Annotated in this window: 27 protein-coding genes; 14 read left to right on the top strand and 13 right to left on the bottom strand. The window is 62.1% G+C overall.

The window, feature by feature from the left end; translation table 11 throughout:
* Window positions 1-48 precede the first annotated feature (48 nt).
* From paaA to paaK, 6 genes are read left to right on the top strand one after another with little or no spacing between them, the layout of a single operon-like run.
* The gene (gene paaA / locus ABH922_RS20810) at window positions 49-1,017 is read left to right on the top strand and encodes a 1,2-phenylacetyl-CoA epoxidase subunit PaaA (RefSeq protein ID WP_424808718.1); all 969 of its coding nucleotides are present in this window, start codon (window positions 49-51) and stop codon (window positions 1,015-1,017) included.
* Window positions 1,014-1,319: a 1,2-phenylacetyl-CoA epoxidase subunit PaaB gene (gene paaB, locus ABH922_RS20805; protein ID WP_424808717.1), complete on the top strand. Its 306-nt coding sequence runs from the start codon at window positions 1,014-1,016 to the stop codon at window positions 1,317-1,319. Before paaA ends, paaB begins: the two co-directional genes overlap by 4 nt.
* Window positions 1,320-1,347: 28 nt before the next feature.
* Window positions 1,348-2,265 (top strand): 1,2-phenylacetyl-CoA epoxidase subunit PaaC, encoded by a 918-nt coding sequence (gene paaC / locus ABH922_RS20800; RefSeq protein ID WP_424808716.1) that lies wholly within the window; start codon window positions 1,348-1,350, stop codon window positions 2,263-2,265.
* Window positions 2,266-2,269: 4 nt separating this feature from the next.
* On the top strand, window positions 2,270-2,776 hold the full coding sequence (gene paaD / locus ABH922_RS20795) for a 1,2-phenylacetyl-CoA epoxidase subunit PaaD (RefSeq protein ID WP_424808715.1): 507 nt from the start codon (window positions 2,270-2,272) through the stop codon (window positions 2,774-2,776).
* Window positions 2,777-2,779: 3 nt separating this feature from the next.
* Window positions 2,780-3,877: a 1,2-phenylacetyl-CoA epoxidase subunit PaaE gene (paaE, locus tag ABH922_RS20790; RefSeq protein WP_424808714.1), complete on the top strand. Its 1,098-nt coding sequence runs from the start codon at window positions 2,780-2,782 to the stop codon at window positions 3,875-3,877.
* Between the two features lie 44 nt (window positions 3,878-3,921).
* Complete coding sequence (paaK, locus tag ABH922_RS20785; RefSeq protein ID WP_424808713.1) at window positions 3,922-5,220, top strand: phenylacetate--CoA ligase PaaK; 1,299 nt, start codon at window positions 3,922-3,924, stop codon at window positions 5,218-5,220.
* 6 nt (window positions 5,221-5,226) lie between these two features.
* Here paaK and ABH922_RS20780 read toward each other — a convergent pair whose 3' ends face one another.
* Together ABH922_RS20780 and ABH922_RS20775 are read right to left on the bottom strand one after the other, a co-directional pair.
* Complete coding sequence (locus ABH922_RS20780) at window positions 5,227-5,850, bottom strand: LysE family translocator (RefSeq protein ID WP_424808712.1); 624 nt, start codon at window positions 5,848-5,850, stop codon at window positions 5,227-5,229.
* 91 nt (window positions 5,851-5,941) lie between these two features.
* Window positions 5,942-6,568, bottom strand: a complete 627-nt coding sequence (locus ABH922_RS20775; RefSeq protein WP_424808711.1) for a hypothetical protein — start codon at window positions 6,566-6,568, stop codon at window positions 5,942-5,944.
* Between the two features lie 723 nt (window positions 6,569-7,291).
* Here ABH922_RS20775 and ABH922_RS20770 point away from each other — a divergent pair.
* A complete protein-coding gene (locus tag ABH922_RS20770) occupies window positions 7,292-7,894 on the top strand; it encodes a YdcF family protein (protein ID WP_424808710.1) in 603 nt (200 codons plus the stop codon).
* A gap of 304 nt (window positions 7,895-8,198) precedes the next feature.
* On the opposite strand, the gene ABH922_RS20765 is transcribed toward ABH922_RS20770, so the two are convergent.
* Window positions 8,199-8,855: a DsbA family protein gene (locus tag ABH922_RS20765; RefSeq protein ID WP_424808709.1), complete on the bottom strand. Its 657-nt coding sequence runs from the start codon at window positions 8,853-8,855 to the stop codon at window positions 8,199-8,201.
* A gap of 137 nt (window positions 8,856-8,992) precedes the next feature.
* Between ABH922_RS20765 and ABH922_RS20760 the strand changes: the two genes are divergently transcribed.
* The gene (locus tag ABH922_RS20760; protein ID WP_424808708.1) at window positions 8,993-9,820 is read left to right on the top strand and encodes a helix-turn-helix domain-containing protein; all 828 of its coding nucleotides are present in this window, start codon (window positions 8,993-8,995) and stop codon (window positions 9,818-9,820) included.
* Here ABH922_RS20760 and ABH922_RS20755 read toward each other — a convergent pair.
* Together ABH922_RS20755 and ABH922_RS20750 are read right to left on the bottom strand one after the other, a co-directional pair.
* Entirely contained in the window at window positions 9,807-10,802 is a 996-nt protein-coding gene (locus ABH922_RS20755) for an ABC transporter substrate-binding protein (RefSeq protein ID WP_424808707.1), read from the bottom strand. The genes ABH922_RS20760 and ABH922_RS20755 overlap by 14 nt on opposite strands.
* Before the next feature lie 6 nt (window positions 10,803-10,808).
* On the bottom strand, window positions 10,809-12,203 hold the full coding sequence (locus ABH922_RS20750; protein WP_424808706.1) for an MFS transporter: 1,395 nt from the start codon (window positions 12,201-12,203) through the stop codon (window positions 10,809-10,811).
* A 118-nt stretch (window positions 12,204-12,321) separates the two neighbouring features.
* On the opposite strand from ABH922_RS20750, the gene ABH922_RS20745 reads away from it, so the two are divergent.
* The gene (locus tag ABH922_RS20745) at window positions 12,322-13,017 is read left to right on the top strand and encodes a TetR/AcrR family transcriptional regulator (RefSeq protein WP_424808705.1); all 696 of its coding nucleotides are present in this window, start codon (window positions 12,322-12,324) and stop codon (window positions 13,015-13,017) included.
* Here ABH922_RS20745 and ABH922_RS20740 read toward each other — a convergent pair.
* The gene (locus tag ABH922_RS20740; protein ID WP_424808704.1) at window positions 13,009-14,229 is read right to left on the bottom strand and encodes an SfnB family sulfur acquisition oxidoreductase; all 1,221 of its coding nucleotides are present in this window, start codon (window positions 14,227-14,229) and stop codon (window positions 13,009-13,011) included. The two genes, ABH922_RS20745 and ABH922_RS20740, sit on opposite strands and share 9 nt — an antisense overlap.
* Window positions 14,230-14,327: 98 nt before the next feature.
* On the opposite strand from ABH922_RS20740, the gene sfnG reads away from it, so the two are divergent.
* Window positions 14,328-15,452: a dimethylsulfone monooxygenase SfnG gene (gene sfnG, locus ABH922_RS20735; RefSeq protein ID WP_424808703.1), complete on the top strand. Its 1,125-nt coding sequence runs from the start codon at window positions 14,328-14,330 to the stop codon at window positions 15,450-15,452.
* Between the two features lie 55 nt (window positions 15,453-15,507).
* Here the strand turns inward: sfnG and ABH922_RS20730 are convergent, their stop codons facing one another.
* Both ABH922_RS20730 and ABH922_RS20725 read right to left on the bottom strand, forming a co-directional pair.
* Window positions 15,508-15,720, bottom strand: coding sequence for a DNA-binding protein (locus ABH922_RS20730; protein WP_424808702.1), 213 nt, complete (start codon window positions 15,718-15,720; stop codon window positions 15,508-15,510).
* Between the two features lie 36 nt (window positions 15,721-15,756).
* Window positions 15,757-17,169, bottom strand: a complete 1,413-nt coding sequence (locus ABH922_RS20725) for an MFS transporter (protein WP_424808701.1) — start codon at window positions 17,167-17,169, stop codon at window positions 15,757-15,759.
* Window positions 17,170-17,235: 66 nt separating this feature from the next.
* Between ABH922_RS20725 and soxR the strand changes: the two genes are divergently transcribed.
* On the top strand, window positions 17,236-17,673 hold the full coding sequence (gene soxR, locus ABH922_RS20720) for a redox-sensitive transcriptional activator SoxR (protein WP_424809744.1): 438 nt from the start codon (window positions 17,236-17,238) through the stop codon (window positions 17,671-17,673).
* Window positions 17,674-17,683: 10 nt separating this feature from the next.
* Here the strand turns inward: soxR and ABH922_RS20715 are convergent, their stop codons facing one another.
* The 3 genes from ABH922_RS20715 to ABH922_RS20705 form a co-directional block, all read right to left on the bottom strand.
* On the bottom strand, window positions 17,684-18,490 hold the full coding sequence (locus ABH922_RS20715) for an ABC transporter ATP-binding protein (RefSeq protein ID WP_424808700.1): 807 nt from the start codon (window positions 18,488-18,490) through the stop codon (window positions 17,684-17,686).
* Between the two features lie 12 nt (window positions 18,491-18,502).
* Window positions 18,503-19,207 carry a FadR/GntR family transcriptional regulator gene (locus ABH922_RS20710; RefSeq protein ID WP_424808699.1) on the bottom strand — a complete coding sequence of 235 codons (705 nt, stop codon included), beginning with the start codon at window positions 19,205-19,207 and terminating at the stop codon, window positions 18,503-18,505.
* 93 nt (window positions 19,208-19,300) lie between these two features.
* Window positions 19,301-19,861 (bottom strand): QsdR family transcriptional regulator, encoded by a 561-nt coding sequence (locus ABH922_RS20705; RefSeq protein WP_424808698.1) that lies wholly within the window; start codon window positions 19,859-19,861, stop codon window positions 19,301-19,303.
* Between the two features lie 145 nt (window positions 19,862-20,006).
* Between ABH922_RS20705 and ABH922_RS20700 the strand changes: the two genes are divergently transcribed.
* Window positions 20,007-20,978 (top strand): phosphotriesterase family protein, encoded by a 972-nt coding sequence (locus ABH922_RS20700; RefSeq protein ID WP_424808697.1) that lies wholly within the window; start codon window positions 20,007-20,009, stop codon window positions 20,976-20,978.
* Window positions 20,978-22,636: an AMP-binding protein gene (locus tag ABH922_RS20695; protein WP_424809743.1), complete on the top strand. Its 1,659-nt coding sequence runs from the start codon at window positions 20,978-20,980 to the stop codon at window positions 22,634-22,636. The genes ABH922_RS20700 and ABH922_RS20695 overlap by 1 nt, the downstream gene beginning before the upstream one ends.
* A 200-nt stretch (window positions 22,637-22,836) precedes the next feature.
* Here the strand turns inward: ABH922_RS20695 and ABH922_RS20690 are convergent, their stop codons facing one another.
* A complete protein-coding gene (locus tag ABH922_RS20690; protein ID WP_424808696.1) occupies window positions 22,837-23,025 on the bottom strand; it encodes a hypothetical protein in 189 nt (62 codons plus the stop codon).
* A 264-nt stretch (window positions 23,026-23,289) separates the two neighbouring features.
* Here ABH922_RS20690 and ABH922_RS20685 point away from each other — a divergent pair, with 264 nt between their 5' ends.
* Window positions 23,290-23,949, top strand: a complete 660-nt coding sequence (locus ABH922_RS20685; RefSeq protein ID WP_424809742.1) for a TetR/AcrR family transcriptional regulator — start codon at window positions 23,290-23,292, stop codon at window positions 23,947-23,949.
* A 90-nt stretch (window positions 23,950-24,039) separates the two neighbouring features.
* Here ABH922_RS20685 and ABH922_RS20680 read toward each other — a convergent pair whose 3' ends face one another.
* Window positions 24,040-24,516 (bottom strand): MaoC family dehydratase, encoded by a 477-nt coding sequence (locus ABH922_RS20680; protein WP_424808695.1) that lies wholly within the window; start codon window positions 24,514-24,516, stop codon window positions 24,040-24,042.
* Window positions 24,517-24,669 lie beyond the last annotated feature (153 nt).

Here is a 24,669-nt window from a genome sequence, read left to right as displayed (position 1 = left end):
GTGCATACTAGTTACCAACCGATCATTCGGTAATAAAAGGTGGGTACGATGACCAATGTGGATGCTCCACAAGACCTGCAGGACCTGTTCGACGACACCATTGCGGCCGACCAGCGTGTCGAGCCGCGCGACTGGATGCCGGACGGTTACCGCAAGACCCTGATCCGTCAGGTCGCCCAGCATGCGCACTCCGAGATCATCGGAATGCAGCCGGAGGGCAACTGGCTCACCAGGGCGCCGTCGCTGCGCCGCAAGGCGATCCTCATGGCCAAGGTGCAGGACGAGGCGGGGCACGGGCTGTACCTCTATTCTGCGGCCGAGACGCTCGGAGCCGACCGTACCGATCTGACGAACAAGCTGATCGAGGGAAAGCAGAAGTACTCCTCGATCTTCAACTACCCGACCCTGACGTACGCCGACGTCGGAGTCATCGGCTGGCTGGTGGACGGCGCCGCGATCTGCAACCAGGTTCCGTTGTGTCGCAGCTCCTTCGGACCGTACGCTCGCGCGATGATCCGCGTCTGCAAGGAAGAGTCCTTCCATCAGCGTCAGGGCTTCGAGTTGCTCTCGACCATGATGCGCGGCACCGACGCCCAGCGGGCCATGGTGCAGGAGTCCGTGAATCGCTGGTGGTGGCCGGCGCTGATGATGTTCGGCCCGCCGGACGATCGGTCGCCCAACACCGAGCAGTCCATGAAATGGCGCATCAAGCGGCACACGAACGACGAACTGCGGCAACGCTTCGTCGACATGTCGATCCCGCAAGCCGAAGTACTGGGCGTGACCTTCCCGGATCCGGACCTGCGTTGGAACGCCGAGCGTCGGGCGCACGATTTCGGTGAGCCGGACTGGAGCGAGTTCATGGCGGTACTCGAGGGCAACGGTGCGTCGAACGCGGAACGGATAGCCAATCGCAAAGCCGCCCACGAGAACGGAACCTGGGTCCGGGACGCGGCATACGCCTTCGCGCAGCGGGAGAAGTCGACGCGCGAGCACACCACGAAGGAGCAGTCATGACCGAAAACAGTTCGCAGATACGCGGGGACTGGCCGCTGTACGAGGTGTTCCTGCGAGGCAAGCGCGGACTCAACCACGTCCACGTCGGATCGCTCCGGGCTGCCGACGACCAGATGGCGCTACGTCACGCCCGTGACGTGTACACCCGCCGCAACGAGGGCGTGAGCATCTGGGTGGTGCCGTCCAACGAGATCGTGGCATCGAGCCCCTCCGAGAAGGACCCGTTCTTCGCACCGAGCGGGGACAAGGTCTACCGGCACCCCACGTTCTACGAGATCCCGGATTCCGTTCCCCACATGTGAGACCCACTTTCGATTCGAGGACCAACAGATGAACGATCACGACAGTGCCTACGACGGCCTCGTCGACGGTGACGGCCACGGCCAGTGGGCTTTCGGAACCAGCTTCGACGATCCGCTCGCCGGAATCGACACCACCGTTCCCGGTGACGTCGACCTTGCAGCCTTGGCGCAGTACTGCCTCATGCTCGGCGACGACGCATTGGTCAGCTCGCAGCGCCTCGCGGAATGGTCCACCAGGGCACCGGAACTCGAAGAGGAGGTGGCGCTGGCCAACGTCGGTCTGGACCTGATCGGTCAGGCCAGGCTCCTGTTGGCCCGCGCCGCTGCTGCGGATTCCTCGGTGACCCCGTTCATCTCGGACACCTCACCCGTCCCGGCGGAGGACGCGTTGGCGTTCTTCCGGGACGAGTCGGCGTTCCGGAACGTGCGATTGGTGGAGCTGTCCAACGGGGACTTCGCCAAGACCGTCGTACGACTGTTGGCGTTCTCGACGTGGCGCCTGGCCGTGTTCGATCGCCTTCGTGAATCCCGTGATCCGGTCCTCGCCGCAGTGGCGGAGAAGGGCATCAAGGAGCTGACCTACCACCGCGACTACGCGGCGCGCTGGGTGGTCACCCTCGGGTGCGGTACCGAGGAGTCCAAGCGTCGTACGGCAGACGCGCTGGTCGCGGTGTTCCCGTTCGTCGACGAACTTTTCGTGCCGACCACGGAGGAACTTGCGCTCGCCGAATCCGGCGTCGCCGTGGATCCTCGTGACGTCCGCCCGGAGTTCGACGCCGTACTGGCCCAGGTACTGCACGCGGCGGAGCTCGACGCGCCGCCGCCGCACTCGGTGGGATTCGTCGGTGGTCGCGGCGGGCGTGCCGGGTTGCACACCGAAGCAATGGGATTCGTGCTCGCAGAAATGCAGAGCGTTGCTCGGGCGCATCCGGAAGGGCTCTGGTGACGCCATGACTGCCACCCACACGATGTCCGCGCGCGACGTGGTCGCCGCCGTCATGGATCCGGAGATGCCACTGCTGACGTTGACCGATCTCGGTGTGATCCGGGACGTCGACGTCGCCGGCGACACGGTATGTGTCACCATCACCCCGACGTACTCGGGGTGCCCGGCCATGGCGACCATTCGCGACGACATCGAACACACGCTTCGAGACGCGGGCTACACCGGAGTCCAGATCAAGACCTCCCTCTCGCCTGCCTGGAGTTCGGACTGGATCACCGAGGACGGCAGGCAGAAGCTACGCGAGGCCGGCTACTCGGTTCCAGGGGCCGCGCCGCGCCGCGCCGCCGGGCCGATCGCACTGACCTTGATCGCCAAGCCCCGCAAGATTCATTGCCCCCAATGCGATTCCGCGAACACCCAGCTCAGCTCCGAATTCGGTGCCACGCTGTGCAAAGCGCTCTACCGCTGCCTCGACTGCCTCGAACCGTTCGATCACGTGAAGGAGATTTGAACCATGACTGCCGTGACTTCGAGGACCGCTGGGACTTCGAATCGGAACAAACCGTTTCACACCTTGGCGGTGTCCGGAGTCGAATCCCTGTGTGACGACGCTGTCGCCGTCACCTTCGACGTGCCGGACGAGCTGTCCGAGACCTTCGCGTTCGACGCCGGCCAGTCTCTCACGCTGCGACGCATGGTCGACGGCGTCGAGCATCGGCGCTCGTATTCGATCTGTTCTCCGGTCGGTGCTGCTCCTCGTGTGGGTGTGCGTGAGGTGGCCGGCGGCCTGTTCTCCACCTGGCTGGTGCGAGATGTCAAGGTGGGCGAACTCGTCGACGTGCAGGGCCCCTCCGGCGCATTCGTTGCCGATCCCGCCGTCGGCGGCAGACACGTTCTCATCGCCGCCGGCTCGGGGATCACCCCGATGCTCTCCATCGCCGCGACGCTGCTCGCCAACCCGGACACCGACGTCACGTTGCTCTACGGCAACCGGCGCACGCGTTCGGTGATGTTCGCCGAGGAGATCGCCGATCTGAAGGACCGGTACGGGTCACGACTGGATGTCATCCACGTCTTGTCCCGTGAGCCCCGGGAAGTGGAACTGTTCTCGGGCCGGCTCGACGCAGATCGGTTACGTGAGATCTTCACGTCGCTGGTGCCCTGCGACGAAGTTGACGGCTTCTGGCTGTGCGGACCCTTCGGCATGGTGAACGACGCTCAGGATGTGCTCGGTGAACTGGGGGTGTCGAAGGCTCGCATCCATCACGAACTGTTCTACGTCGACGATGCCGCGCCGCCGCAAGCTGTGCACCGGGAGAAGGGGATCGAGGGGCCGGGCAGCGAGGTCACGATCACTCTCGACGGACGATCGACCACCGCGACACTTCCGCGCGATCAGTCGATCCTCGATTCGTCGGAACAGTACCGTTCGGATCTGCCGTTCGCCTGCAAGGGTGGAGTGTGCGGAACCTGCCGCGCCAAGGTGACGTGCGGCGACGTCGAAATGCGGCGCAACTACGCACTCGAAGACTACGAGGTCGATGCGGGGTTCGTCCTGACGTGTCAAACCTTCCCCACCGGCGAGAAGGTCACCGTCGACTTCGACGCCTGATCCATCAACTCGCGCCACCACATTCGCTCGAACCGGAGACCATCATGACCGACCTCGCCACCGCCCCGAACGACATCGAACACGCCAGTCGCGACCGAATCTCCACGCTCCAACTCGAGCGTATGCAGTGGTCGCTGATGCACGCGTACACCAACGTTCCGCATTACCGGAAGGCGTTCGACGACGCCGGGGTACACCCGAGTGACCTGAAGGATCTGAGTGATCTGGCGAAGTTCCCGTTCACCACCAAGGCGGATCTACGTGAGAACTATCCGTTCGGGATGTTCGCGGTACCGCAGGGTCAGGTGTCTCGCATCCATGCTTCGTCGGGAACGACGGGGCGTCCGACCGTCGTGGGATACACCACGAACGATCTGAACAACTGGGCCGACCTGATTGCCCGCAGCCTCGCCGCCGGCGGTGTGCGCCCGTCCGACAAGGTGCACGTCGCGTACGGGTACGGGTTGTTCACCGGCGGACTCGGAGCCCACTACGGTGCGGAGCGGCTCGGCTGCACAGTGATTCCGATGTCGGGTGGTATGACCGAGCGCCAGATTCAGCTGATCGAGGACTTCGAGCCCGATGCGATCATGGTGACGCCGTCGTACATGCTGACGATCCTCGACGCGATGATCAAGAAGGGTATCGATCCGTCGAAGACGTCCTTGCGCACCGGTGTCTTCGGTGCCGAGCCGTGGACCGAACAGATGCGTGTCGAGCTGGAGCAGCAGCTGGGAATGGACGCCGTCGACATCTACGGGCTGTCCGAGATCATGGGCCCAGGCGTGGCGATGGAATGTGTGGAAACCAAAGACGGACTGCATATCTGGGAGGACCACTTCTATCCGGAGGTCATCGATCCGGTGACCGGTGAGGTACTTCCCGACGGGGAGGAAGGGGAATTGGTCTTCACCTCGCTGACAAAGGAAGCACTCCCGATCATCCGTTACCGGACCAGGGATCTGACGCGGTTGCTGCCCGGGACCGCGCGATCGATGCGGCGGATGCAGAAGGTCACCGGTCGCAGCGACGACATGATCATCCTGCGTGGTGTCAATCTCTTTCCCACCCAGATCGAAGAGTTGATCCTCACCGTCCCGGCACTGGCACCGCAGTTCCAGTGCGTTCTCGATCGTCATGGCCGGATGGACACCCTGACGGTCCGGGTCGAATCCCGCGCGGATGTGCCGTTCGACGATCATGCCGGTGCCGCACAGGCATTGCAGAAACTGGTCAAGAACAGGATCGGCGTCACCGTCGACGTCAAGATCGTCGACCCTGGCGGACTCGAGCGGTCGGTCGGCAAGGCACGTCGGCTGATCGACCAGCGCCCGAAGGACTGACGCTCCTTACTCGAGGGCCATGCGGGTGGCGAACACCGCGAGTACGCCACCTGCAAGCCACTTCTGAGCGCGTAGCCACGACGGGCGCGCGGTCAGGAACCTCGACATCGCGGCGGCGCCACAGACGATCAGTGCGTTGATCGATGCCGCCACCGCGATCTGCACGGCGCCGAGTACCGCGACCTGTTGCCACAACGGACCGGCGGCCGGGTTCACGAACTGGGGGATGAGCGCGGCGTACATCAGGGCGATCTTCGGATTCAGAAGGTTGGTCGTCAGACCCATCCCGAAGAGGCGAACATTACTGTGCCGTGGAGTGTCTCCGACCTCGAATGCCGATGTCCCGCCGGGGCGCACCATCGACCAGGCGAGCCAGCCGAGATACAGGGCTCCGGCGATCTTCACCACGGTGAACAGCGTCGGGACTGCGACGAACACCACCGTCAGGCCGGCCCCGGTCGCGGCCAGGTAGAACAGAAACCCGAGAACGACACCGGCGAGTGAGATCAAACCGGCACGGCGGCCCTGGCTGATGCTGCGTGAGATGAGGTAGATCATGTTGGGGCCCGGGGTCAGGACCATGGCCGTGGCGACGAGGGCTACCCCCGCTACCGACGCTGACGTGACCATGCTCGACTCCGCTCTCTCGACTCGATCCGAGTAGACATCGATCGCCGAGGTACCGGCAAGGTCCAGTTCGGTCGCCGTGGACCGGCCGGACTCAGGCGTCGACTTCCCACTCCAGAACACCGTTGGCCACCAAGGGTTTCCAGACACCGACTGTACTTCCGTTCTCGAGTGCGTCCGCGTGGGCGGCCAGCATCACCGAGATCGACGCCCAGATCGGTCCACCGCCGTCTGCGGTGTCACGCCCGTACTCGGTGACACATTCACGGAGAGCGCCGGCCCGGGTGTCGGTGAAGTAGTGGTATTCGTCGAGTCCGGCAAAGGGCATGAACGTCGGAATGAACATGGCTGCAGCAGTTCCTGCATCGTCACGGTCGCGTTGATCCATCTCGTCCTCGGCATATCGATCGGGATTGTCGTAGATGGTGTCGTCCCACGATTCGAGGAGCGCCAGCCGGACTTCGACTGCGACGTCGATCGGGTACAGGAACTTGTCGGGGAGTACCGAGCCGAGGAAAAGTCCGGTTTCGTCGTCGTGCGTGATGCTCCCGTTCTGTACTCGGTAGAGGTCCTTGAGGTCGCCCGGCCACACCAGATCGGTCGATGCTTCACACTTGTCGACGACGTCGGCAGTCGAGCCGGGTTGCAGAGCCGCGGCCGTCACCGGTGCATGTTTCTCACACCAGGCGACTATTCGCTCCCATTCGTACGCAACGCTCATGGCCGTAACGATACGTGGGTCCGGTGGGCGGATTGTCGGGTGATCGCCCGCATCGGGTGTGGTAACCGAATTGTCGTTCGAGTCTTTCCCAGGTGCTTGTCGATGTGTTTTCCGCGTCCTGCGCCGCCACGAATCCTGCGTGAGCGCGCTGGGCTCGAGGATTCGATCACTACCGACGCGCCCGCTGGCATCGGCCCGAATATTCTGACGAAGAAGATCTTTCGATGAATCTCAAGTCCGGATCCGGCGGATCGCCGGGTCCGTGTCCTTTCGTCGGGGAAACCGCATCCTCCGGCTTTGGAAGATGCGAAAGTTGACTGCTGCTTTGCATTTCCTACGGGAGAGTGTCTCGTCGACAGCCTCGATCTCGCGCCGCGTAACCGTCTGCGGCGGGACTTGATTGCTCGACGTCTCGGAGTCCGGGATGCGATTTCACCGATGTTGTCCCATCGGTGAAACCGCCGGCGTTCCGGGGTGGCGTCTTGATGTCCGCAGTCGATGCCTGAGCCCGGATATTTGAGCGGGCCTTAGGTGCTGAACCCGACTATCATCGCAGGTAGAAGTCCTATTTGCGTCAAATGACTTAATATAACTTGAAGTAAACATTAAAGTTTGGGGTCGGTAGCGAAAACCGTCTCGATGTTCGCTACTGTGTGCTGCACATTCGGAATTTTTGGGGGGCACGATTCAATGGTGAATGCGCGCAGATCGACCGTGCGGGGAATGGCTGTTGCAGCGTTGGTGGCGACAGCAGGTGTCGTAATGGCGCCGAGCGCGCATGCCGACGTCACACCGACCACCATCGTCAACGGGATATTGTCCACGTTCGGGGGGTGCCAGAGTCCGATCAAATCCTTGATCGTCCAGTGCACCGAGGCGGAGACGTTGACCGCGCAGTCACCGGTCATGCTCGACCTCAACCCAATAGGAACCAATATCGTGGTTCTCGGCGCCGGACTGTTCGACGACGGGACCATGCGGCCGTTACTGGTCGACCGACTGGACGCGGCACTGACCTTGGCTCGGAAGTATCCGACAGCGCCGATCATCACCAGCGGCGGCGCGCCGAAGTCCGGGGTTACTGAGGCTCAGGCGATGCGTAATTGGCTGGTTTCCAACGGTATTCCGGAGGATCGGATCACCGAAGAGGGTAGGTCCGGATCCACTGTGGAGAATGCCGACAACACGGCCCGGATACTTGCTGATCGTGGAGCCACCGGAGTGGTGGTCGTATCCAGCAATGATCACGTAGAACGCGCGATGATCGACTTCCGAGATGCCGTCGCGGGAAGCATTCCCGTTGCCGGAGTCATCGCTGCCCCGTGACCTTCGTTCCTCGAACAGAAATCACCTCGGGGGTGTACCTGCACGGCCGTCATCGGTCGGCAGGCACCCGGTGTGGTCTCGGTCGACGGACAGAACGGCACCCGGTCCGATGTCCGGTCAGAGGGGACCTCGATGCGTAGCGAGTCGCCGGCTGCGGACGTGATGTCAATTCTGAGCTGTTTCCGTCTCCAGGCCGATGATCGGATCCGACTCCCCTGCATTCATGGCTCCTCGTGACGTGGAGTGTTCCACGTCGTCGAGTCGGCGAGGAGTACTTGTTGTGCTGGGACGAAGGGGTCGTTCGTCAGGCTGCGGCGTATGCGCGCATACAGGACTTCACGTCACGGCCAAGCTCGGCCGCAGTGCTGGTCGGTGAGCCGAATCTGACCGTCGATCCGTCGTTGCCGTGAAAAAAGAGCGTCGGAAACGACGTAGCACCGAGTTCGCGTGCCAGGGCGAAGTCGGCTCGGGCATCGTTGTTCACCTCCGGGTCGAACAGGGAGGACACGACGAGCGTCGAGTTGAGCCCGAATTGTCTGGCGATGTCGCGGTAGGTCTCGGGGTCGGAGAGGCTCAGGCCTTGTGAATAGAACGCAGACTGCATAGCCGATGCCAGCTCCACAGCTTTGCTGGGCGCTTGAGCTCGCAACGCCGCGAGGCCGATCGCGGCGTCCATGGAATCCATAACGAATGTTCCATCTGTTACAAATTGTACATATCGGTCGTCGAATACCGCTCCGGTCCGCTCGGCGATAGTGGCGTTGGCGGTCGCGAGATGCGGGATGGTGGACATCGGTACCGTGCGGTCCCCGATGTAGAGGCCGCCGCTCACGACGGAGAGGGTTACGGTGTCGGAATGATCCTGTGCAAACTGCCTCACTGCAGGTCCGAGGCCATAGCACCAGCCGCAGTATGCATCGAACACATATGTGACACGCGATTTTTCCGATGATGATGCCATCTTTGTCCCCTCCGGACACACGCCGATTGATAGTGTGACGGTATGTCTTATTTGGGCCTTCGGTCACGGTCAAGATGGGTCTCGGTATGGTAAAAAACAGACAACATGATGTGCGAGATATCGGATACGCCTCGTCGGTGGCGAGCACAACCGAGATCGAGTTGCTCAGTTTGGACACGATTCGTACCAATGGTGGTCGGGCCGAGTTCGTCGGACCTCAACGTCCACGATTTCATCTGTTGGCTCTGGTCACAGCAGGTTCGGCGCTCCACACCATCGACTTCGTGAACTACGCGATCGGTCCGGGAACGGTGTTCTGGGTCCGTCCGGGTCAAGTTCAGCAGTGGGGCAGGATTCACGATTTCGAGGCGACGGTAGCGTTGTTCACGCCGTCCTCGCTCGACGCATTGACACAGCAAGTCCTGTACGGCAGTGCCCACAGTCGACAGGCAGTCTGGTCGTTGGGGGGTGCGGACTTGGAGACGATCACCGCAGGCATGCGTCATCTGGTGCTCGAATACGGTTCCACGAGTGCCTCGTCGCTGGAAATCCGGGCGGCGATACTGCGCCACACACTGACGGCGATACTGCTGAAACTCACCGATATGGGTGGGCAGGCCAATACGTCGACGTTGGGGCACAGCGACGTGTTCGAACGTTTCCACGACGCAGTCGAGCGGGAGTTCGCTACCGTCCGATCCGTGTCGGAGTACGCAGAACGGATCGGGTACTCGGAGAAGACGGTCCTTCGAGCCACTCGATCTGCCGCTGGAATGACGGCCAAACAATACATCGATCAGCGAGTAGTGCTGGAGGCGAAACGATTGCTGTCCTTCGGGACAGACACCGTCACCCAGGTGGCGTCGTCTCTCGGCTTCGACGATTCGGCAAACTTCACCAAATTTTTTGCCACCCGGGCCGGATTGTCGCCCTTGGCTTTTCGGCGTCAGATCAGAGCGCGCTGAACGCCGTCCATCGTGCGGCGGCATTCTCCGGGGTGCCGATGCTGCTCTGGCCGCGTCCGTCGGCGATTGCGGACAGATCTTCGATGATCCAGTAGACGGCAAACGGGTGACTGCCGAACCACAGGTCACCGCTCACGTCGTACGCGCGGGACGGGTCCGAGGTCAGGTCGACGAAGAGCGGTTCATTGCGCACCAGTGCGGAATCGTATTGTCGACCGGACATGACGGCCACGTTCTCCGCGCCGTGCAGTGACAACAATTCGGCTGACAGTGGCGCGATGCTGCCGGAATTCATGCTGGTAGTCGCGTCGGATTCGGCGGCCGGTCGAGTGAAGCCTGCTTCGCCGACGAGGGTGGACAGCGGTGTTGTCGGTGGAACGGTGAACAGTGAGCCGGCGAACCCTCCTAGAATCGCCAGACTCTTGCCGGCTGCAGCGGTTTTCACCGTGTCGAGACGAGTTTCGAGCTTCGAGATGACGGCGTTCGCCTCCGATTCGCGATCTAGTTGGGTACCGGCGGCGGAGAGTACGTCCCGCCAGGGTGCGGAGTAGGGCAGCACCAGAGTCGGTGCTATCGCGTTGATCTGGCCGTAAAGGCCGGGAAGAGGGCCGGCATTGCTCATCAGGATCTCGTCAGGTTCGATCGTGGCGATCTCTTCGATCGCCGGATTGGCGAAGAATCCCGACTTGTCGATCACCTCGATACCCTGCTCGGCGAGAATCGATTTCGCGACATCGGAGCGAAGCGTGCTGAAGACGACGGTCGGCTTCACTCCGAGTGTCAGAGCGCTCAGTCCGGCGTACTCGTCGAGAGCGAGAATGCGTTGCGGTGAGGTGGGAACCTCGACCGTTCCGAATTCGTGAGTGACGGGACGTGTTTGTGATTGGTCTTCGGTAGTGGAGGTCCTACCGCAGGCAGTGGCACCTGCGATGGTCAGGATCAACGCGGCGACGATGCCGAAAGCTGTTTTCGTGCCGAACATCGAGGATCAGGTTACCTTTCGTGGAAAAACCAGGGAGAGAAGGGTTCCGATGGCAAAGAGGACGGCGCATACCAGCAGGGCCTGTGTATAACCCGCGACGAGGGATTCGACCGGGCCGCCATCGGCACGGGCAGTGGCTGCTGCCGCGACACTGACCGTCGCCGCAAGCCCGAGTGACCCGCCGATCTGACGGGAGGTACTGAGAAGGCCGGATGCCATTCCCACTTCGTCTACCGGGGCGTCGGCGGTGGCGACGTTGCTGAGCGGCATGAAGGAGAGTCCGATGCCGATACTGGTCGCCAAGGAGGGGCCGACGATCAGGAGCCAGAAGCCACTGTCGGCGTTCACGGTGGCGAATCCGAAGGTGCCGACCGCGGCGAGTGCCGTACCGAACATCAGCAGCGGGCGAGGTCCGTACTTCGGGAGAATCTTGGTCGACGACACGATGCCGATGATCAATCCGACGCAGAACGGTAGGAATGCCAGACCGGCCCGGGACGGTGAATATCCGAGTCCGCGTTGCAGGTACAGCGAAACCAAGAAGAAGGCACTGAACTGACCAGCGCAGACCAGGCACATGATTGCGTTGGCGAGACCGATTCTGGGCCGCCGAAGGATGGCCAATCTCACCAGCGGTGTGGATGATCGAGTCTCGACCAAGATGAAGGCGAAGAGCAGTGCGAGAGCGAGAGCAATGCCACCGAGAACGTAACCGGAAGTCCAGGAACGGGATTCGGTGGCAATGACGGCTGCGATCAGCGCTGTGATCGAGGCTGTGGCGAGTACGGCGCCAGGCAAGTCGAGTGAGCCGACCGAACCGGATCGGCTCGCGGCCGACCCGTACGCGCCGGTAATCGCGGCCACCAGGGCTATGGGTGCTCCGGCGAACATCACCCAACGCCAACTCAGTCCCTCGGTCAGGATGCCGCTCAGGACGACGCCGAGTGCGCCGCCCAGTGCCGAGCCCATGGCGCCGATACCGAAGGCTTTTGCGCGAGCGCGTCCCTCGGGGAAGGCCTGGCTCAGGGCGGCCAGACCGGCGGGCGCGATCATTGCCGCTCCGACACCTTGCAGGGCGCGCGCGCCGACCAGCATCGACGCGGAGGTGGAGAAGGTGCCGATCACGCTGACACATGCGAAGAAGAGCAAACCCGATACGAGCACGCGCCGGGTGCCGACGACATCGCACAGTCGACCGCCGAGGAGGAGCAACCCACCGAAGGCGAGAGCATATGCGTTGACCACCCACGAGAGTCCGGCATCGGAGAAGTGCAGGGATTCCTGGATGTCCGGGAGCGCGACGTTGATCACCGACATGTCGAATGCCACCAAGAACTGGGCTGCGGCGGCCGCGATCAGTACAAGTTTTGCGGCGGAGGTCGCCGTGGTGTCACCGGTCATGTCCTGATTTCCATTTGTATACGTGTTCTCATAATTAATTAGGTTTACCTTACTCTGAGATGGGATGCAAGCGTTCCCCGATGTGCGGTGACGAGTCGGCCACGCGCACAATCGAGGGATGTCCGACACGAGTAGAACTCGCACGCCACGCCGTGGACGCCCGCCGACCATGACGTCCGAGCAAATCGTCGAGCAGGCGCGCACCCATCTCGTGGCCGGTGGTGCCGATGGGTTGAGCATGCGTGCACTGGCCAAGTCGCTCGGCACGACTCCGATGGCGCTTTACCGCCACGTCGGCGACAAGGAGCAGTTGATCAGCGCTGTACTCGACACGTACTCGCAAGGGTTGGGCGCGCTCGATCTTCCCGACGATCCCGGCGATCGGTTGCGGAGCGTATTCGCAGCCATCTTCGACGTCCTCGCCTCGGAGCGGTGGATCATCGAATTGCTTCAGAGAGGTGGGCGCGGCGGGAGCGGCGCTCTGGTAATGGTCGATCAGGCGATTGCCGCGTGTATCGAACTCGGTATGCAGCCGCGCCGTGCATTGCTGACTTACCGGGCCCTGTGGAACTACGCTCTCGGTGCGTTACTGAACATCTACGATGGTGATCGACCTGCCGACGGCAGTGCATCACCACTGGCGCAGAAGATTCGCGCGACCGATGCGGGTGAGCTCCCTACTCTCAAAGCGGTCCTCGAGGATTGGCCGCAGGGCACGACGCAGCAGCACTATCTCGAAGGTCTCGATATTCTGATCGACGGATACATCGCACGATTCGGCCGAGAGTCGGACGGGCGGGGGGTGTCAGAGTAGGCCGTGCCTTGGCGGTGTCGTTCCGGACAGAGTCCACCGGCCGATGTGCTGGACCTTCCAGCGCGTCGGGTCGTGCAGGGTGTGGGTTCGGGCGTCCCGCCAGAATCGGGACAGGTTCGCCGAATCGCCGGCGCTGCGCGTGCCACCTGCCTCGAACAGGGTGCTCGTCGCGGCCAGCGAAGCTCGGGCTCCCACTACTTTTGCCGTCGCGGCGTCGATGGATGCCCGTGCCGTGGACTCCTCGGTGGGGTCCAGTCTGGCGGCATCGATCGAGCGGGCGGCGTCGGCGAGCAGGGACCGGGCCGCGCGTACCTCGACGGCAACTTCTCCGACAATCTGAACGAGAAGGGGGTCCTCCACTGCGGTGTCGACTTTCGCTTCGAAGAATGGCCGGGCCCTCGCTGCCTGTTCGACGGATTCTTGCAGCGCGGCCGACGCGATTCCGGTGTCGATCGCAGCGTGCAGGATCTGAGCGCGAGCTCCGTAGGTGGTAGGGCGAGTGAACAGTGGCGTGAAGGGTACGACGTTGAAAGCCGGAACCGAAATCGACTCCAGAGTTACCGTCCCACTTGCGGTGGTCTTCTGCCCCATACCGTCCCAGTCGTCGACGATGGCGAGCCCTGGTGTGTCGCGGGGAAGGAAGACGATGGATTTGACTTGAGCGCCGCTCGCGGTGAACTCCTGTGCGTGCGCGGCCCGAACCACTATCCAGTCGGCGAAAAGTGCTCCTGTGCAGTAGAATTTGCGACCGTTGAGGACAAGACCCCCGGGTGTGAGGGTAAGTGTGGTGTTGTCGATGTCGATGGTCTTGTTGCCCCGTTCACTCTGTGCGTTGGCGAACTGCTCACCGGCAAGAGCTTTCGTGTAGAAGAATTTCTTCTGGCCGTCGGAGCCCTGAAATCGGAGGGCTTCCAGGAACGTGAAGTGGCTGTGTGGGATCTGCGCGATACTGGAATCCCCTTCGGCGAGAAGCCGGAACACCTCCGCCAAGATTTCGGTGCTCACGTCGATTCCGCCGAACTCTCGTGGCACCGACAGCCCGAGCAGTCCGGAACGTGCGAGTTCGCGGATCTCGGCGTGGGGAAGGATCCGGTGCGCGTCCCGCTCAACTGCTTCGGTTGCGAAGCGCCTGGACAGTCGCTCGGCTACTTCGAGTGCCTCGGTGTCGTCGGCGATGCGATGTGCGCTCTCATGGATGTCCACGACGCTCATGCTGCCACCGTTCCACAGCCTGTACCGGTTCGAAACACTTACAACCTGTGTGATCGCGACCCTGGAACCAGTCGTGAACTGGATGTTCGCTGGCGGGTATGTCAACAGAACGAATCCCCGACGAGATCAAGTTCGCCTACTGGGTCCCCAACGTCAGCGGTGGTCTGGTGACTTCGGACATCGAGCAGCGAACCGATTGGGACTACGAGTACAACAAGAAATTGGCGCAGACAGCGGAGAACAACGGGTTCGAGTACGCCCTGAGTCAGGTGCGGTACGAAGCCAGTTACGGTGCCGAGTTCCAACACGAGTCGACGAGCTTCAGCCTGGCGTTACTTCTTGCCACCGAGCGATTGAAAGTCATCGCTGCCGTGCATCCGGGACTGTGGCAGCCTGCGGTTCTGGCGAAGCTCGGTGCTACGGCAGATCACCTGTCGAATGGTCGCTTCGCCGTCAACGTCGTCAGCGGTTGGTTCAAGGACGAGTTCACCCATCTGGGGGAGCCGTGGCTCGAGCACGACGAGAGGTACCGGCGAAGCGCCGAGTTCCTGCAAGTCCTACGCAAGATCTGGACCGAGGACGACGTCGACTTCCGCGGCGATTTCTACCGCATTCACGATTTCACACTCAAACCGAAACCGCTCAACACGCCGGAGCGCCTCAATCCGGAGCTTTTTCAAGGTGGTAACTCGTCAGCGGCACGTGAGAACGCCGGCCGGTTTTCGGACTGGTACTTCAGCAACGGCAAGGACTTCGACGGGGTCACCGAGCAACTCCTCGATCTGCGACGGGTCGCGCGTGCCCACGCGCGCGAGGTGAAATTCGGACTCAACGGGTTCATCATTGCTCGCGATACCGAGGCTGAAGCCAAGGACACGCTTCGCGAGATCATCGCCAAGGCCAATCGTCCGGCAGTCGAGGGATTCAAGAATGCCGTGCAGCAGGCAGGAGCATCCACTGCGGCCAAGGACGGAATGTGGGCCGATTCGACGTTCGAGGATCTTGTTCAGTACAACGACGGATTCCGCACCCAACTGATCGGAACTCCGGAGCAGATCGCGCGCCGAATCGTCGATTACCGGAGACGGGGTGTCGACCTGATACTCGGTGGTTTCCTGCACTTCCAGGAAGAAATCGAGTACTTCGGAGCGAAGGTGCTTCCACTGGTTCGGGAGTTCGAGTCCGCGGAGAGCGACGACGAGGCTCTCGTGACTGTCGGCTGATCGTTGTCGCTGTCGGACGGGGCGGCACCGAACCGATGGGGCAACTGTAAGTCGATCAGTTTCTGAACGTCAGCCCGCGCTCGGCGAGTGCTTCACGAAGTATTTTCAGCGCTTTCGGGCCGATTCCGTGCAGTGCCCCCAGTTCCTTCTCGGACACCGATGTGAGTTGTGTCAGGTCGGTGTATCCTGCGGCCAGCAGGGCCCGGTGTGCAGGCGCACCGGTTTTCGGAAGATCTGTCAGTGCCTCGACGGCGTTCGAGTCGGTCACGTCACGGCCCTTTTCGAGAGGAGTCAATGATAGAAGTCAGTCTAGCGCCGGACTCCTTTTCCGGGATCGGGGAAGCGCGCGACGGGCGATCGGCACTGCGATCACCGCGATGACGGCAAAGGCGATCAGCAGCAGTTGAGCAGAGCGCAATGTCGAGGGTTCGCCGATGTTCACGAGCACGCCGGCCAACGCTGCCCCGAAGGCGTTGGCGATCAACTGCACGGTGTTGATTGCGGCAGCGGCGTTCGCGCCTTCAGCGGGATCGGCGACGGCGGACATCGCACCCACCGCCAAGTGCGGCCAGGCGATCCCGATTCCGATGCCCGCGACGAGTAAACCGATCACCCACGTGGTGACCGCCCCAGCCCCGGCGTGCTCGGTGAGGAACGCCGCGGTGATGCCGAGACCGACGGCGACGAGAACGGGTCCGGCGACGACGATCCGTCGTACGACGGACGGCGACGTGGCCGAGGCGCTCGGGATTTCGCCGAGGGTCCATCCGAGTGCGAGTGCGGCGCCGAGGAATCCGGCTGCCAGCGGAGCCAGGCCGGCCAGTTGTTGACCGAACAGGGGGATGAACGTCTCGACGGTGGACGCGACGGCCAGGACGACGATGGTGAGGTACACCCATTTCAGTGACGGCGCCGTGAACGTCGACCGGGGCAGGATTCCGTGCCCGGCGCGGCGCTCGGCGGCGACGAAAGCGATCAAGAACAGAACGGCGATGCCCACTGCCACGACGGTCACCGTGAGGTTGGACAGAAGTCCGGCGATGCTCACCAGCAGCGCTGCCGCAGTGAGTAACGCGAGCGAGAGAACGGGAATCGGATGATCGTCACCGCTACCGGTCGTGCGGACAGGTAGGGCGCTCGGCACAAGTGCGGCAACGCCTGTCGTTGCCGCTACCAGTACCCCGAATGCCCAACGCCAGGCGTCGAACTGGGCGAAAACTCCGCCGACGGCCGGACCGACGAAGGTCCCGACGCCCCACATCGCCGATACCAGGGCGGCTCCGCGCGTCCAGAGGTGCTCGGGTAGGGCTGCGTTGATGACGGCGTAACCGAGACCGGCCAGCAGTCCGCCGCCCGAGCCCTGAATTGCTCGGCCCACCAACAGCACTTCCATCGTGGGACTGGTAGCGCAGACGACAGTGCCGATCGCGAAGATCGAGAGTGCGATCAGGTAGGCGCCGCGCGAGCCTCGTGCACCGAGAAGTTTGGTGACCACCATCGAGGAGATGACCGACGCGATGAGGAAGACGGTAGCCGTCCAGGCGTAGTACCGCTGTCCACCGATGTCGTCGATCGCGGTGGGAAGCAGGCTCGTGGTGAGGTAGACGTTCGTCGCGTACAGAGCGACGCCGCCCGCGAGGACGGTGGCCGTGCCGAGGTAGCGGCCACCGAGGAGTTGCCGCCAGGTTCCGGCAGGAACTTCGGTAGGAGAATGCATGCCGACGAATGTAAAATCTCGAGTACGCTCGAGGTCAATGTCGAGCACCGTCTTGGAGGCCGAATGATCCGAAAGAGTGACGAGCTTCTCTCGATCGGCGAGGTTGCGGCGAGAACTGGCGTCGCTGTGTCTGCTGTGCGTTATTACGAGACGTTGGGATTGGTGCCCGCCGAGCGGACGGCGGGGAACATGCGGAAGTTTCCCCGGCATGCGATTCGGCGCGTGTCACTGATTCAGGTGGCAGTTCGGTTCGGGATCTCGCTGGCGGAAGTCGGCGAGGTTTTTGCCTCTCTCCCGGAGGGACGCACTCCTACCAAGAAGGACTGGAGCAAGATCTCGACGCAGTGGAATCAGCGGCTCGAAGATCGTAAGCAGGCCATTGCGCGAATGCAGGAAGAGTTGACCGGTTGTATCGGTTGTGGCTGCCTGTCCTTGATGACGTGTAACCTGCTCAACCCGGAAGACGAGCTGGGCCGGGACGGTCCCGGCGCCAGACGCCTCTGAATGTCTTGTCTCAGAATGACTCTCGCGGCCGGGACTGCGCGTTCCATCGGCCGCCGCGTCGTTCTATCTCGATGGGGTGTGAGAAACAGTTGCTGATGTTCTCTGTGGTGATCACCTCGTCGGCGAGCCCACTCGCGGTCACGGCACCGTCCTTGATCAGGAGCGCATGAGTCGTGGTCGTCGGAATCTCCTCGATGTGGTGCGTGACGAGAATGCTTGCCAATGAGGGGTTCTGAGATCGAAGGTCGTCCAGGGCGGTCAGCAGCTGTTCTCGAGCAGCGAGGTCCAGTCCGGTCGCCGGCTCGTCGAGCAGCAGGAGTCGGGGCTGCACCATCAGCGCCCGTGCGATCAAGGCGCGACCGCGCTCTCCTTGAGAGAGGTTGGGCCACAAAGCAGCCGATCGTGGCCCCATGCCGAGTAGCTCGATCAACTGGTCCGCGTGAGCCTCCTGCTCCGGCGTCGGCGACCATCGAGGCATCACCTCGGTGGTGTTGGTGAGGCCGGTGATGACGACGTTTCGGACAGTGATGGGTATGCCGATGGTATGTCGTGGGTTCACGTGGCCGATGTCCATCCGCAGTTCGCGCATGTCGACGCGGCCCAGTTTGTGACCGAGCACGAACACCGAACCGCGAGTGGGGTGCGCCGTGGCGCCGAGCAGGCTCAACAGTGTGCTCTTACCTGCTCCGTTCGCGCCGAGCAGTACCCAGTGTTGTCCGGGTTCGATGGATATGTTGATGTCTCGCAAAAGATATCGACCGTCGCGAACCAAGTCCACGTGTTCGGTCGACAGTACGGTGCCGTCGGGATGTTGCACGATGGTGCCTTTCTAGGTGTCGAGCGCCCGCAGTCGGGAGACGATGGTGTCGATGTTGGCCCGTGTCGCTGTGACAGCTGCGTCGGGGTCGGCGTTTCGAAGTGCGTCGAGTAGTTGGTCGTGAGCGTGTGAGGTATCGGGTACGGTGTCGACGCGAGCTGTCATCTCGACGAGAGTCTCTCGCAGTAGTGGTCGAACGGATTCGAAGAGCGAGAGTAGAACGGCGTTTCCAGACAGGCGCACCACTTCGGTGTGAAAATCGAGATCGGCGTCGACAAAATGGTCGATTTCTCCCTTGAATCTGCTGTGCCGCAATGCTAGTCGACGTTCGAGCTCGACGAGATCGCCGATGTGTGCTCGTTCGGCGGCAAGACGCGCTGCTTCTACCTCGAGTGCGCGCCGCACCTCGAATACCTCCAGGATTCGAGAACGTCGTAGCAGGGCGGTGAATTCGACGGCCGGTTCCACTGCCGGTGTTGCGGCGACGAAAGTTCCGACACCATGGCGAACGTCGAGGAGTCCCTCGCGGGCGAGGAGTCGGACGGCTTCTCTGATCGATGACCGGCCGACGCCGAGTTCGACGGCAAGTGCCGCCTCGCTCGGTATGCGTTCGGACGGCGCCCATGTCGACTCGGTGATGCGGGACCGAAGCAGCTGTTCGAGCTGCGGCACCAACGGGCCATTGTGAAGCGTGAATGCCAGATGGTTGTCGGACATGACTGCCTCTCGGAAGGATCTGCACAGCCTAGCAAGTCCTCAGACGTCTGAGGACTGAGAGTGGTGTCAATTGCCCGACCTGCAGTTCGAGTGTCAGGTACGAATGACTCCGAGCAAGAGCGCAATCAGGTCGAGTGCCGTCTCGATCTCCGCATTCTCGCGGCCCAGAAGCGGGGCGTACAGGTGAACGTCGCAGATGCGGACGAGTGCGTTGCCGAGTACCTGGGGGGAGAGTGCGATGGTCAATGTGCCCGCGTCGACTTGCGCTTGCAGGATCTCGGCCGTGATCGCGGACGAGATCGATTCGATCGGGCCTGGCATCATCGCGAGTTTGACGAACACGATCGGTTCGCGCCTGGTGAGGGCGCGCAGTTCGGCGGATGCCTCGACCGATCGCATGACGCGGGCGAAGATGTCGAGGATGTAGGCGGGGCCCTCGCCGGATGCCTGCGTTATCGCCTTGCGGTAAGTGCGTTCCGTGGCTTCGGACAGCACCGTTGCGAGCAGTTCTTCTCGGTTGCCGACCCACCGGTAGAGAGTTGCTCGGCCGACGCCGAGTCGTTCGGCGAGCGCCGACATGTCGAGGGGTTCCTCGGCGAGGTACATGCTGGCGGCGGTGTCGATCGCGCGCCTGCGGTCGAGGTCGGAGGGCATAGAGCCATTCTCTCGTGCGGTCCGGTCGAGGCTGGGATCGGGTCGAGATCTGTGCTCGCTGGACCTGTTGACGAAAGCCGTGGCGTGAGACACACTAGCTCATTGTCTCATTTAGTGATGCCGATCACAGTCAGGGGTTCGATCGATGAATTCAGTACAAACCGTGCGTGGCCCGGTGGACGTAGCGGATTTGGGAAGGGTGCTGATGCACGAGCACGTCTTCGTCCTCGGCGAGGAATTGCGTCAGAACTACCCCGACTATCCCGAACGGTGGGACGAGGAAATGCGGGTTGCAGACGCGGTGGCGAAGCTGACCGAGGTGAAGTCCCGCAGAATCAGTACGATCGTCGATCCTACGGTCATCGGCCTCGGTCGGTACATTCCCCGTATCGTGCGTATCAACGAGCAGGTCGACATCAACATCATCGTTGCCACCGGAATCTACACCTACAACGACATTCCCTTCCAATTCCATTACACCGGACCGGGTCTGCTGTTCGACGGGCCGGAACCGATGGTCGAACTCTTCATCAAGGACATCGAGGAGGGCATCGCCGCAACGGGTGTCCGGGCATCTTTCCTCAAGTGTGCCATCGAGATCCCCGGTCTCACACCCGGAGTCGAGCGGGTCATGCGGGCAGTCGGACAGGCGCAGGTGGAAACTGGAGTGCCCGTCACCGTGCACACCAACCCGCACACCGGATCCGGACTGGTTGCACAGAAAGTGCTGGCCGAAGAGGGTGCAGACCTGACCAAGGTGGTCATCGGCCACTCGGGCGACACCACCGATCTCGACTACCTGTGCGCCCTGGCCGATGCGGGATCACTCCTGGGCATGGACCGTTTCGGTCTGGAACCGTTCCTCTCGTTCGAGGATCGGGTCAACACCGTCGTGGAGATGGCACGTCGCGGCTACGCGGAAAAAATGGTTCTCGCACACGATGCTTCGTGTTTCATCGACTACTTTCCGAGTGCGGCTCGTGAGGCGGCGCTGCCGAACTGGAACTACACCCATATCAGTGACGACGTCATCCCCGCACTGCTCGAACGTGGTGTCACCGAAGATCAGGTCGCTGCGATGATGGTGGACAATCCTCGTCGCTACTTCGAGAGCTGATCGTGGACGACGTATACGCGGGCAAACCCTGGCTGACCCGATACGACGAGCACACATCGCCGGTGGTCGACATCGAACATCGCAGCGCACTCGCGATGTTCAGGGCGTCACTGGCACAGGACTCGGAGGCGCCGGCGGTGCGGTACTTCGACCGGACCCTCACGTTCGGCGAACTCGACGAGCTGTCCGACGCTCTCGCGGTGTCGCTCGCGAGTGACGGTATCGGCTTCGGCGATCGGGTTGCGTTTGTCCTGCAGAACGTACCGCAGTTCCTGATTTCTACTGTGGCAGTGTGGAAACTGGGTGCCGTAGTGGTGCCGATCAACCCGATGTATCGTGATCGGGAACTGTCGACGGTGCTCACCGACAGCGGGGCGGTGGCAGTTATCTGCCTGGAATCCGTCGCAGGCGCGGTTGGACGTGCATCCGTCGGTACCGATGTTCGGCGCGTGATCACCACGTCGGAACTGGACTTTCAGACCAGAGTCGACGAACGTATTTTCGGTTACTCGGTAAGGTCTCGCCACGACGGATTCCCGGACTTTCTCGAATTGATCGAGGCAACACGCGGGCGGAGTCCGGCTCCTTGTGATCCGGGACCGGAAGATCTTGCCTACCTGCCGTACACATCCGGCACGACGGGACCTCCCAAGGGGTCGATGAACACCCATTCGAATGTCGTGTTCGCGGCGCAGATCTATCGGGACTGGTTGGGGCTTCGACGCGGTGGCGCAATGTTCGCCGTTGCCCCGCTCTTCCACATCACAGGACTGATCGGACATCTCGCGGCCCCACTTCTCGCGGGTGTGCCGACCATTCTGACCTGCCGATTTCATCCGATTGTTGCAGCGGAGGCGATTTCGGAGCACCAGGCCACCGCGATCATCGGTGCGATCACTGTGTTCATCGCCTGGACGGACAGCGCCGCGGTGCCGAAGAAACTGCTCGACCCCCTGAAATCGGTGTACTCCGGTGGCGCACCCATCCCGCATGCAGCGCTGGAGGCGTTCCGGGCGAAGTTCGGCCACTACATTCACAACGGGTACGGGCTGACCGAAACCAACAGTCCGGCGATCGTGGTGCCGAACTCGTGTCAGGCGCCGGTGGATCCGTCGTCGGGTGCCGTGGCGATCGGCGTCCCGGTCTCCAACACCCACGCCCAGGTGGTGGACGAGAACGACAACCCCCTTCCGGTCGGCGAATACGGTGAGATAGTGATCTCGGGTCCGCAGGTGGCCGTCGGCTACTGGAACAAGCCGGCAGAAACCGCACATGCCATGCCGGGCGGACGTTTTCACACCGGTGATATCGGCTTCATGGACGCCGACGGCTGGTTCTTCATCGTGGATCGGATGAAGGATCAGATCAACGCCTCGGGATTCAAGGTGTGGCCGCGCGAGGTGGAGGACGTTCTGTACGAGCATCCGGCAGTTCGTGAAGCTGCGGTGGTGGGTGTGATGGATTCCTACCGGGGAGAAACCGTCAAGGCATTCGTCTCGTTCAAAGACGGCGCCGTGGCCACCACCGACGAGATGATCGAGTTCTGCAAGGAACGACTCGCGGCGTACAAGTATCCGCGTGTCGTCGAGGTGATGGACGATCTTCCGAAGACAGTCAGCGGCAAGATCCTTCGACGTGAACTACGAGTAGCGCCGTAGCGGTATCTATTCCGGTGCGGCGGGCTACTCGACGAGATGGCCGGCCGCACCGGCTGTCCGCGAACTCGCTCTCGCGTCGACGTGGTCGGTATGTTGCGATTGATCGAGCGCTCGACGATCTTTCCGGTGGACTCTCGCGAGAGTGAGTCGACCAACTGAACCAACTGGGGAATCATTGAGATGGAAAGTCTCTCGCGCGATCACTCGGTGACCTCTGCGGAATCGACTCTCGCTCCGTGGCGAAGTGCGAGCCCTGCTGCCACTTCCTGGTCGACCAGAGGAAAGGCGCCGTCGGCATCGGCCTCACCCAAGTTACCTGTACGGAGCCGGCCATCGTCGGACAAGGCCGGAGCGCCGTCCGCCTGCCACTTCCGGTAGCCCTTCGTCATTTGTGGGCCGTTTGGCGAGCACCTCTTCGACTGTTCTTGCAGGTCCGACATTTCTGTCGTGGTCGCGAAATTCCACCAGGATTCGACGGGTCCGGCTGTCGGTGAAACCGATCAGCCCGGTGCCGGTTCGATCCGCCGGATTCCTCGACCGCACCAAAGCGTACACTTGAATCCGGCGTCAACATTGAGTCTTGCGTGACTGCACTGCAATTGGTCTGGCTCACGGGAGTGAAGGAGTGTGAAGTGCTCGACGACGATGCGGGTGTGACAGATCGGTCGTCGATATCGACTGCGCTGTCGCGGGACCTACCGAGTACACGTCGTGGTGTGCGAACCCGCGCCGCGCTCGTCGAGGCGGCTCGTACGGTCTTCGAAAAGAGCGGCTATCTCGATGCGCGTCTGATCGACATTACGAAGCAAGCAGGTTGTGCGGCAGGGACTTTCTACACGTACTTCGCCAACAAGGAGGAAGTCTTCGCCGCAGTGCTCGAGATCGCGCGAGACGATATGATGCATCCGGGCATGGGGCGAGTGGAAAGCTCGGATGACCCCTATGCGGTTCTCGAAGCTGCCAATCGAGCGTATCTTGCTGCTTTTCAACGCAATGCAAAATTGATGGGACTGATGGACCAGGTCGCCCATATCGACCCGAACTTCCGACGTTTCCGCAACGAACGGGCCGATACCTTCATTCGGCGCAATGCGCGTGGCATCGCCGATCTTCAGCGGCGTGGCATCGCGGACGCGACACTCGATCCGATGACGACGTCGATGGCGTTGTTCGGCATGGTGAGTCGACTGGCGTACAGCCTGTTCACGCTGAAGGAAGGCGGGGTGGACGGTCACCCGCCCGATCTCGACAAGGTAGTCGCGACTGTCACTGATCTGTGGGCGAACGCGCTCAAGTTTCCGAGTCGGTCCTGATAGTCGCACCGTCCACGGGAAGAACCCCGGCCGAAAGTGCTCTGCATGAGAGCGCTTCCGGCCGCCTTGGGGAGTAGGCAATACCGGGAATCAGCTGCTTTCGACGACTCTAGCCACGGATTCGGCAACGACGACGGGCTTGTCCGAGCCTTCGCGCTCGACCACCTGCTTGGTGGTGATCTGGATTCCACCGGACACCTGCTCGGCGGAGATGATGGTCGAACGCATGCGAATTCGTGACCCGACCGGGACGGGGGCCGGAAAGCGCACCTTGTCGTACCCGTAATTGAGGCTGTGCGCGAACCCGTCGAACGCGATGAGCTGGTAGGAGAACTGTGGTCCCAGGGAGAGGCTGAAGAGCCCGTGGGCGATGGTGCTGCCGAGGGGGCTCGACGCGGCACGCGCCGGGTCCACGTGAATCCACTGATGATCATTGGTGGCATCGGCGAAGGCGTCGATTCGTTCCTGGGTGACGTCGTACCACTGTGTGGGGCCCAACTCCTGCCCGATCAGTTTTTCGAGTTCGGCAAATGTAGCCGGGCGGACAGGTAGTTCATGGTCGGTCATCGTTGATCCCTTGTGTTCGCAGTTCAGGAGGACGGAACGGTGTGCTCGGACATGCGGTGTTCGACAGCGGATTGAAACTGACGCCGGATTCAACTATACATGAGGGGAGACGTGAGTCACTGTCTGTGCGTGCCCGTGAATGCAAGCGAGAGG

It is taken from the genome of Rhodococcus sp. 27YEA15 (genome assembly GCF_049739425.1).
GTDB lineage: Bacteria > Actinomycetota > Actinomycetes > Mycobacteriales > Mycobacteriaceae > Rhodococcus_F.
This window is presented reverse-complemented; position numbering and strand designations above follow the sequence as displayed.

Excerpts from the sequence above, each read along its gene's own strand:
- paaA (WP_424808718.1), top strand. The coding sequence starts at position 49 with ATGACCAATGTGGATGCTCCACAAGACCTGCAGGACCTGTTCGACGAC.
- paaB (WP_424808717.1), top strand. The coding sequence starts at position 1,014 with ATGACCGAAAACAGTTCGCAGATACGCGGGGACTGGCCGCTGTACGAG.
- paaC (WP_424808716.1), top strand. The coding sequence starts at position 1,348 with ATGAACGATCACGACAGTGCCTACGACGGCCTCGTCGACGGTGACGGC.
- paaD (WP_424808715.1), top strand. The coding sequence starts at position 2,270 with ATGACTGCCACCCACACGATGTCCGCGCGCGACGTGGTCGCCGCCGTC.
- paaE (WP_424808714.1), top strand. The coding sequence starts at position 2,780 with ATGACTGCCGTGACTTCGAGGACCGCTGGGACTTCGAATCGGAACAAA.
- paaK (WP_424808713.1), top strand. The coding sequence starts at position 3,922 with ATGACCGACCTCGCCACCGCCCCGAACGACATCGAACACGCCAGTCGC.
- ABH922_RS20780 (WP_424808712.1), bottom strand. The coding sequence starts at position 5,850 with ATGGTCACGTCAGCGTCGGTAGCGGGGGTAGCCCTCGTCGCCACGGCC.
- ABH922_RS20775 (WP_424808711.1), bottom strand. The coding sequence starts at position 6,568 with ATGAGCGTTGCGTACGAATGGGAGCGAATAGTCGCCTGGTGTGAGAAA.
- ABH922_RS20770 (WP_424808710.1), top strand. The coding sequence starts at position 7,292 with ATGGCTGTTGCAGCGTTGGTGGCGACAGCAGGTGTCGTAATGGCGCCG.
- ABH922_RS20765 (WP_424808709.1), bottom strand. The coding sequence starts at position 8,855 with ATGGCATCATCATCGGAAAAATCGCGTGTCACATATGTGTTCGATGCA.
- ABH922_RS20755 (WP_424808707.1), bottom strand. The coding sequence starts at position 10,802 with ATGTTCGGCACGAAAACAGCTTTCGGCATCGTCGCCGCGTTGATCCTG.
- ABH922_RS20750 (WP_424808706.1), bottom strand. The coding sequence starts at position 12,203 with ATGACCGGTGACACCACGGCGACCTCCGCCGCAAAACTTGTACTGATC.
- ABH922_RS20745 (WP_424808705.1), top strand. The coding sequence starts at position 12,322 with ATGTCCGACACGAGTAGAACTCGCACGCCACGCCGTGGACGCCCGCCG.
- ABH922_RS20740 (WP_424808704.1), bottom strand. The coding sequence starts at position 14,229 with ATGAGCGTCGTGGACATCCATGAGAGCGCACATCGCATCGCCGACGAC.
- sfnG (WP_424808703.1), top strand. The coding sequence starts at position 14,328 with ATGTCAACAGAACGAATCCCCGACGAGATCAAGTTCGCCTACTGGGTC.
- ABH922_RS20725 (WP_424808701.1), bottom strand. The coding sequence starts at position 17,169 with ATGCATTCTCCTACCGAAGTTCCTGCCGGAACCTGGCGGCAACTCCTC.
- ABH922_RS20710 (WP_424808699.1), bottom strand. The coding sequence starts at position 19,207 with ATGTCCGACAACCATCTGGCATTCACGCTTCACAATGGCCCGTTGGTG.
- ABH922_RS20705 (WP_424808698.1), bottom strand. The coding sequence starts at position 19,861 with ATGCCCTCCGACCTCGACCGCAGGCGCGCGATCGACACCGCCGCCAGC.
- ABH922_RS20700 (WP_424808697.1), top strand. The coding sequence starts at position 20,007 with ATGAATTCAGTACAAACCGTGCGTGGCCCGGTGGACGTAGCGGATTTG.
- ABH922_RS20690 (WP_424808696.1), bottom strand. The coding sequence starts at position 23,025 with ATGACGAAGGGCTACCGGAAGTGGCAGGCGGACGGCGCTCCGGCCTTG.
- ABH922_RS20680 (WP_424808695.1), bottom strand. The coding sequence starts at position 24,516 with ATGACCGACCATGAACTACCTGTCCGCCCGGCTACATTTGCCGAACTC.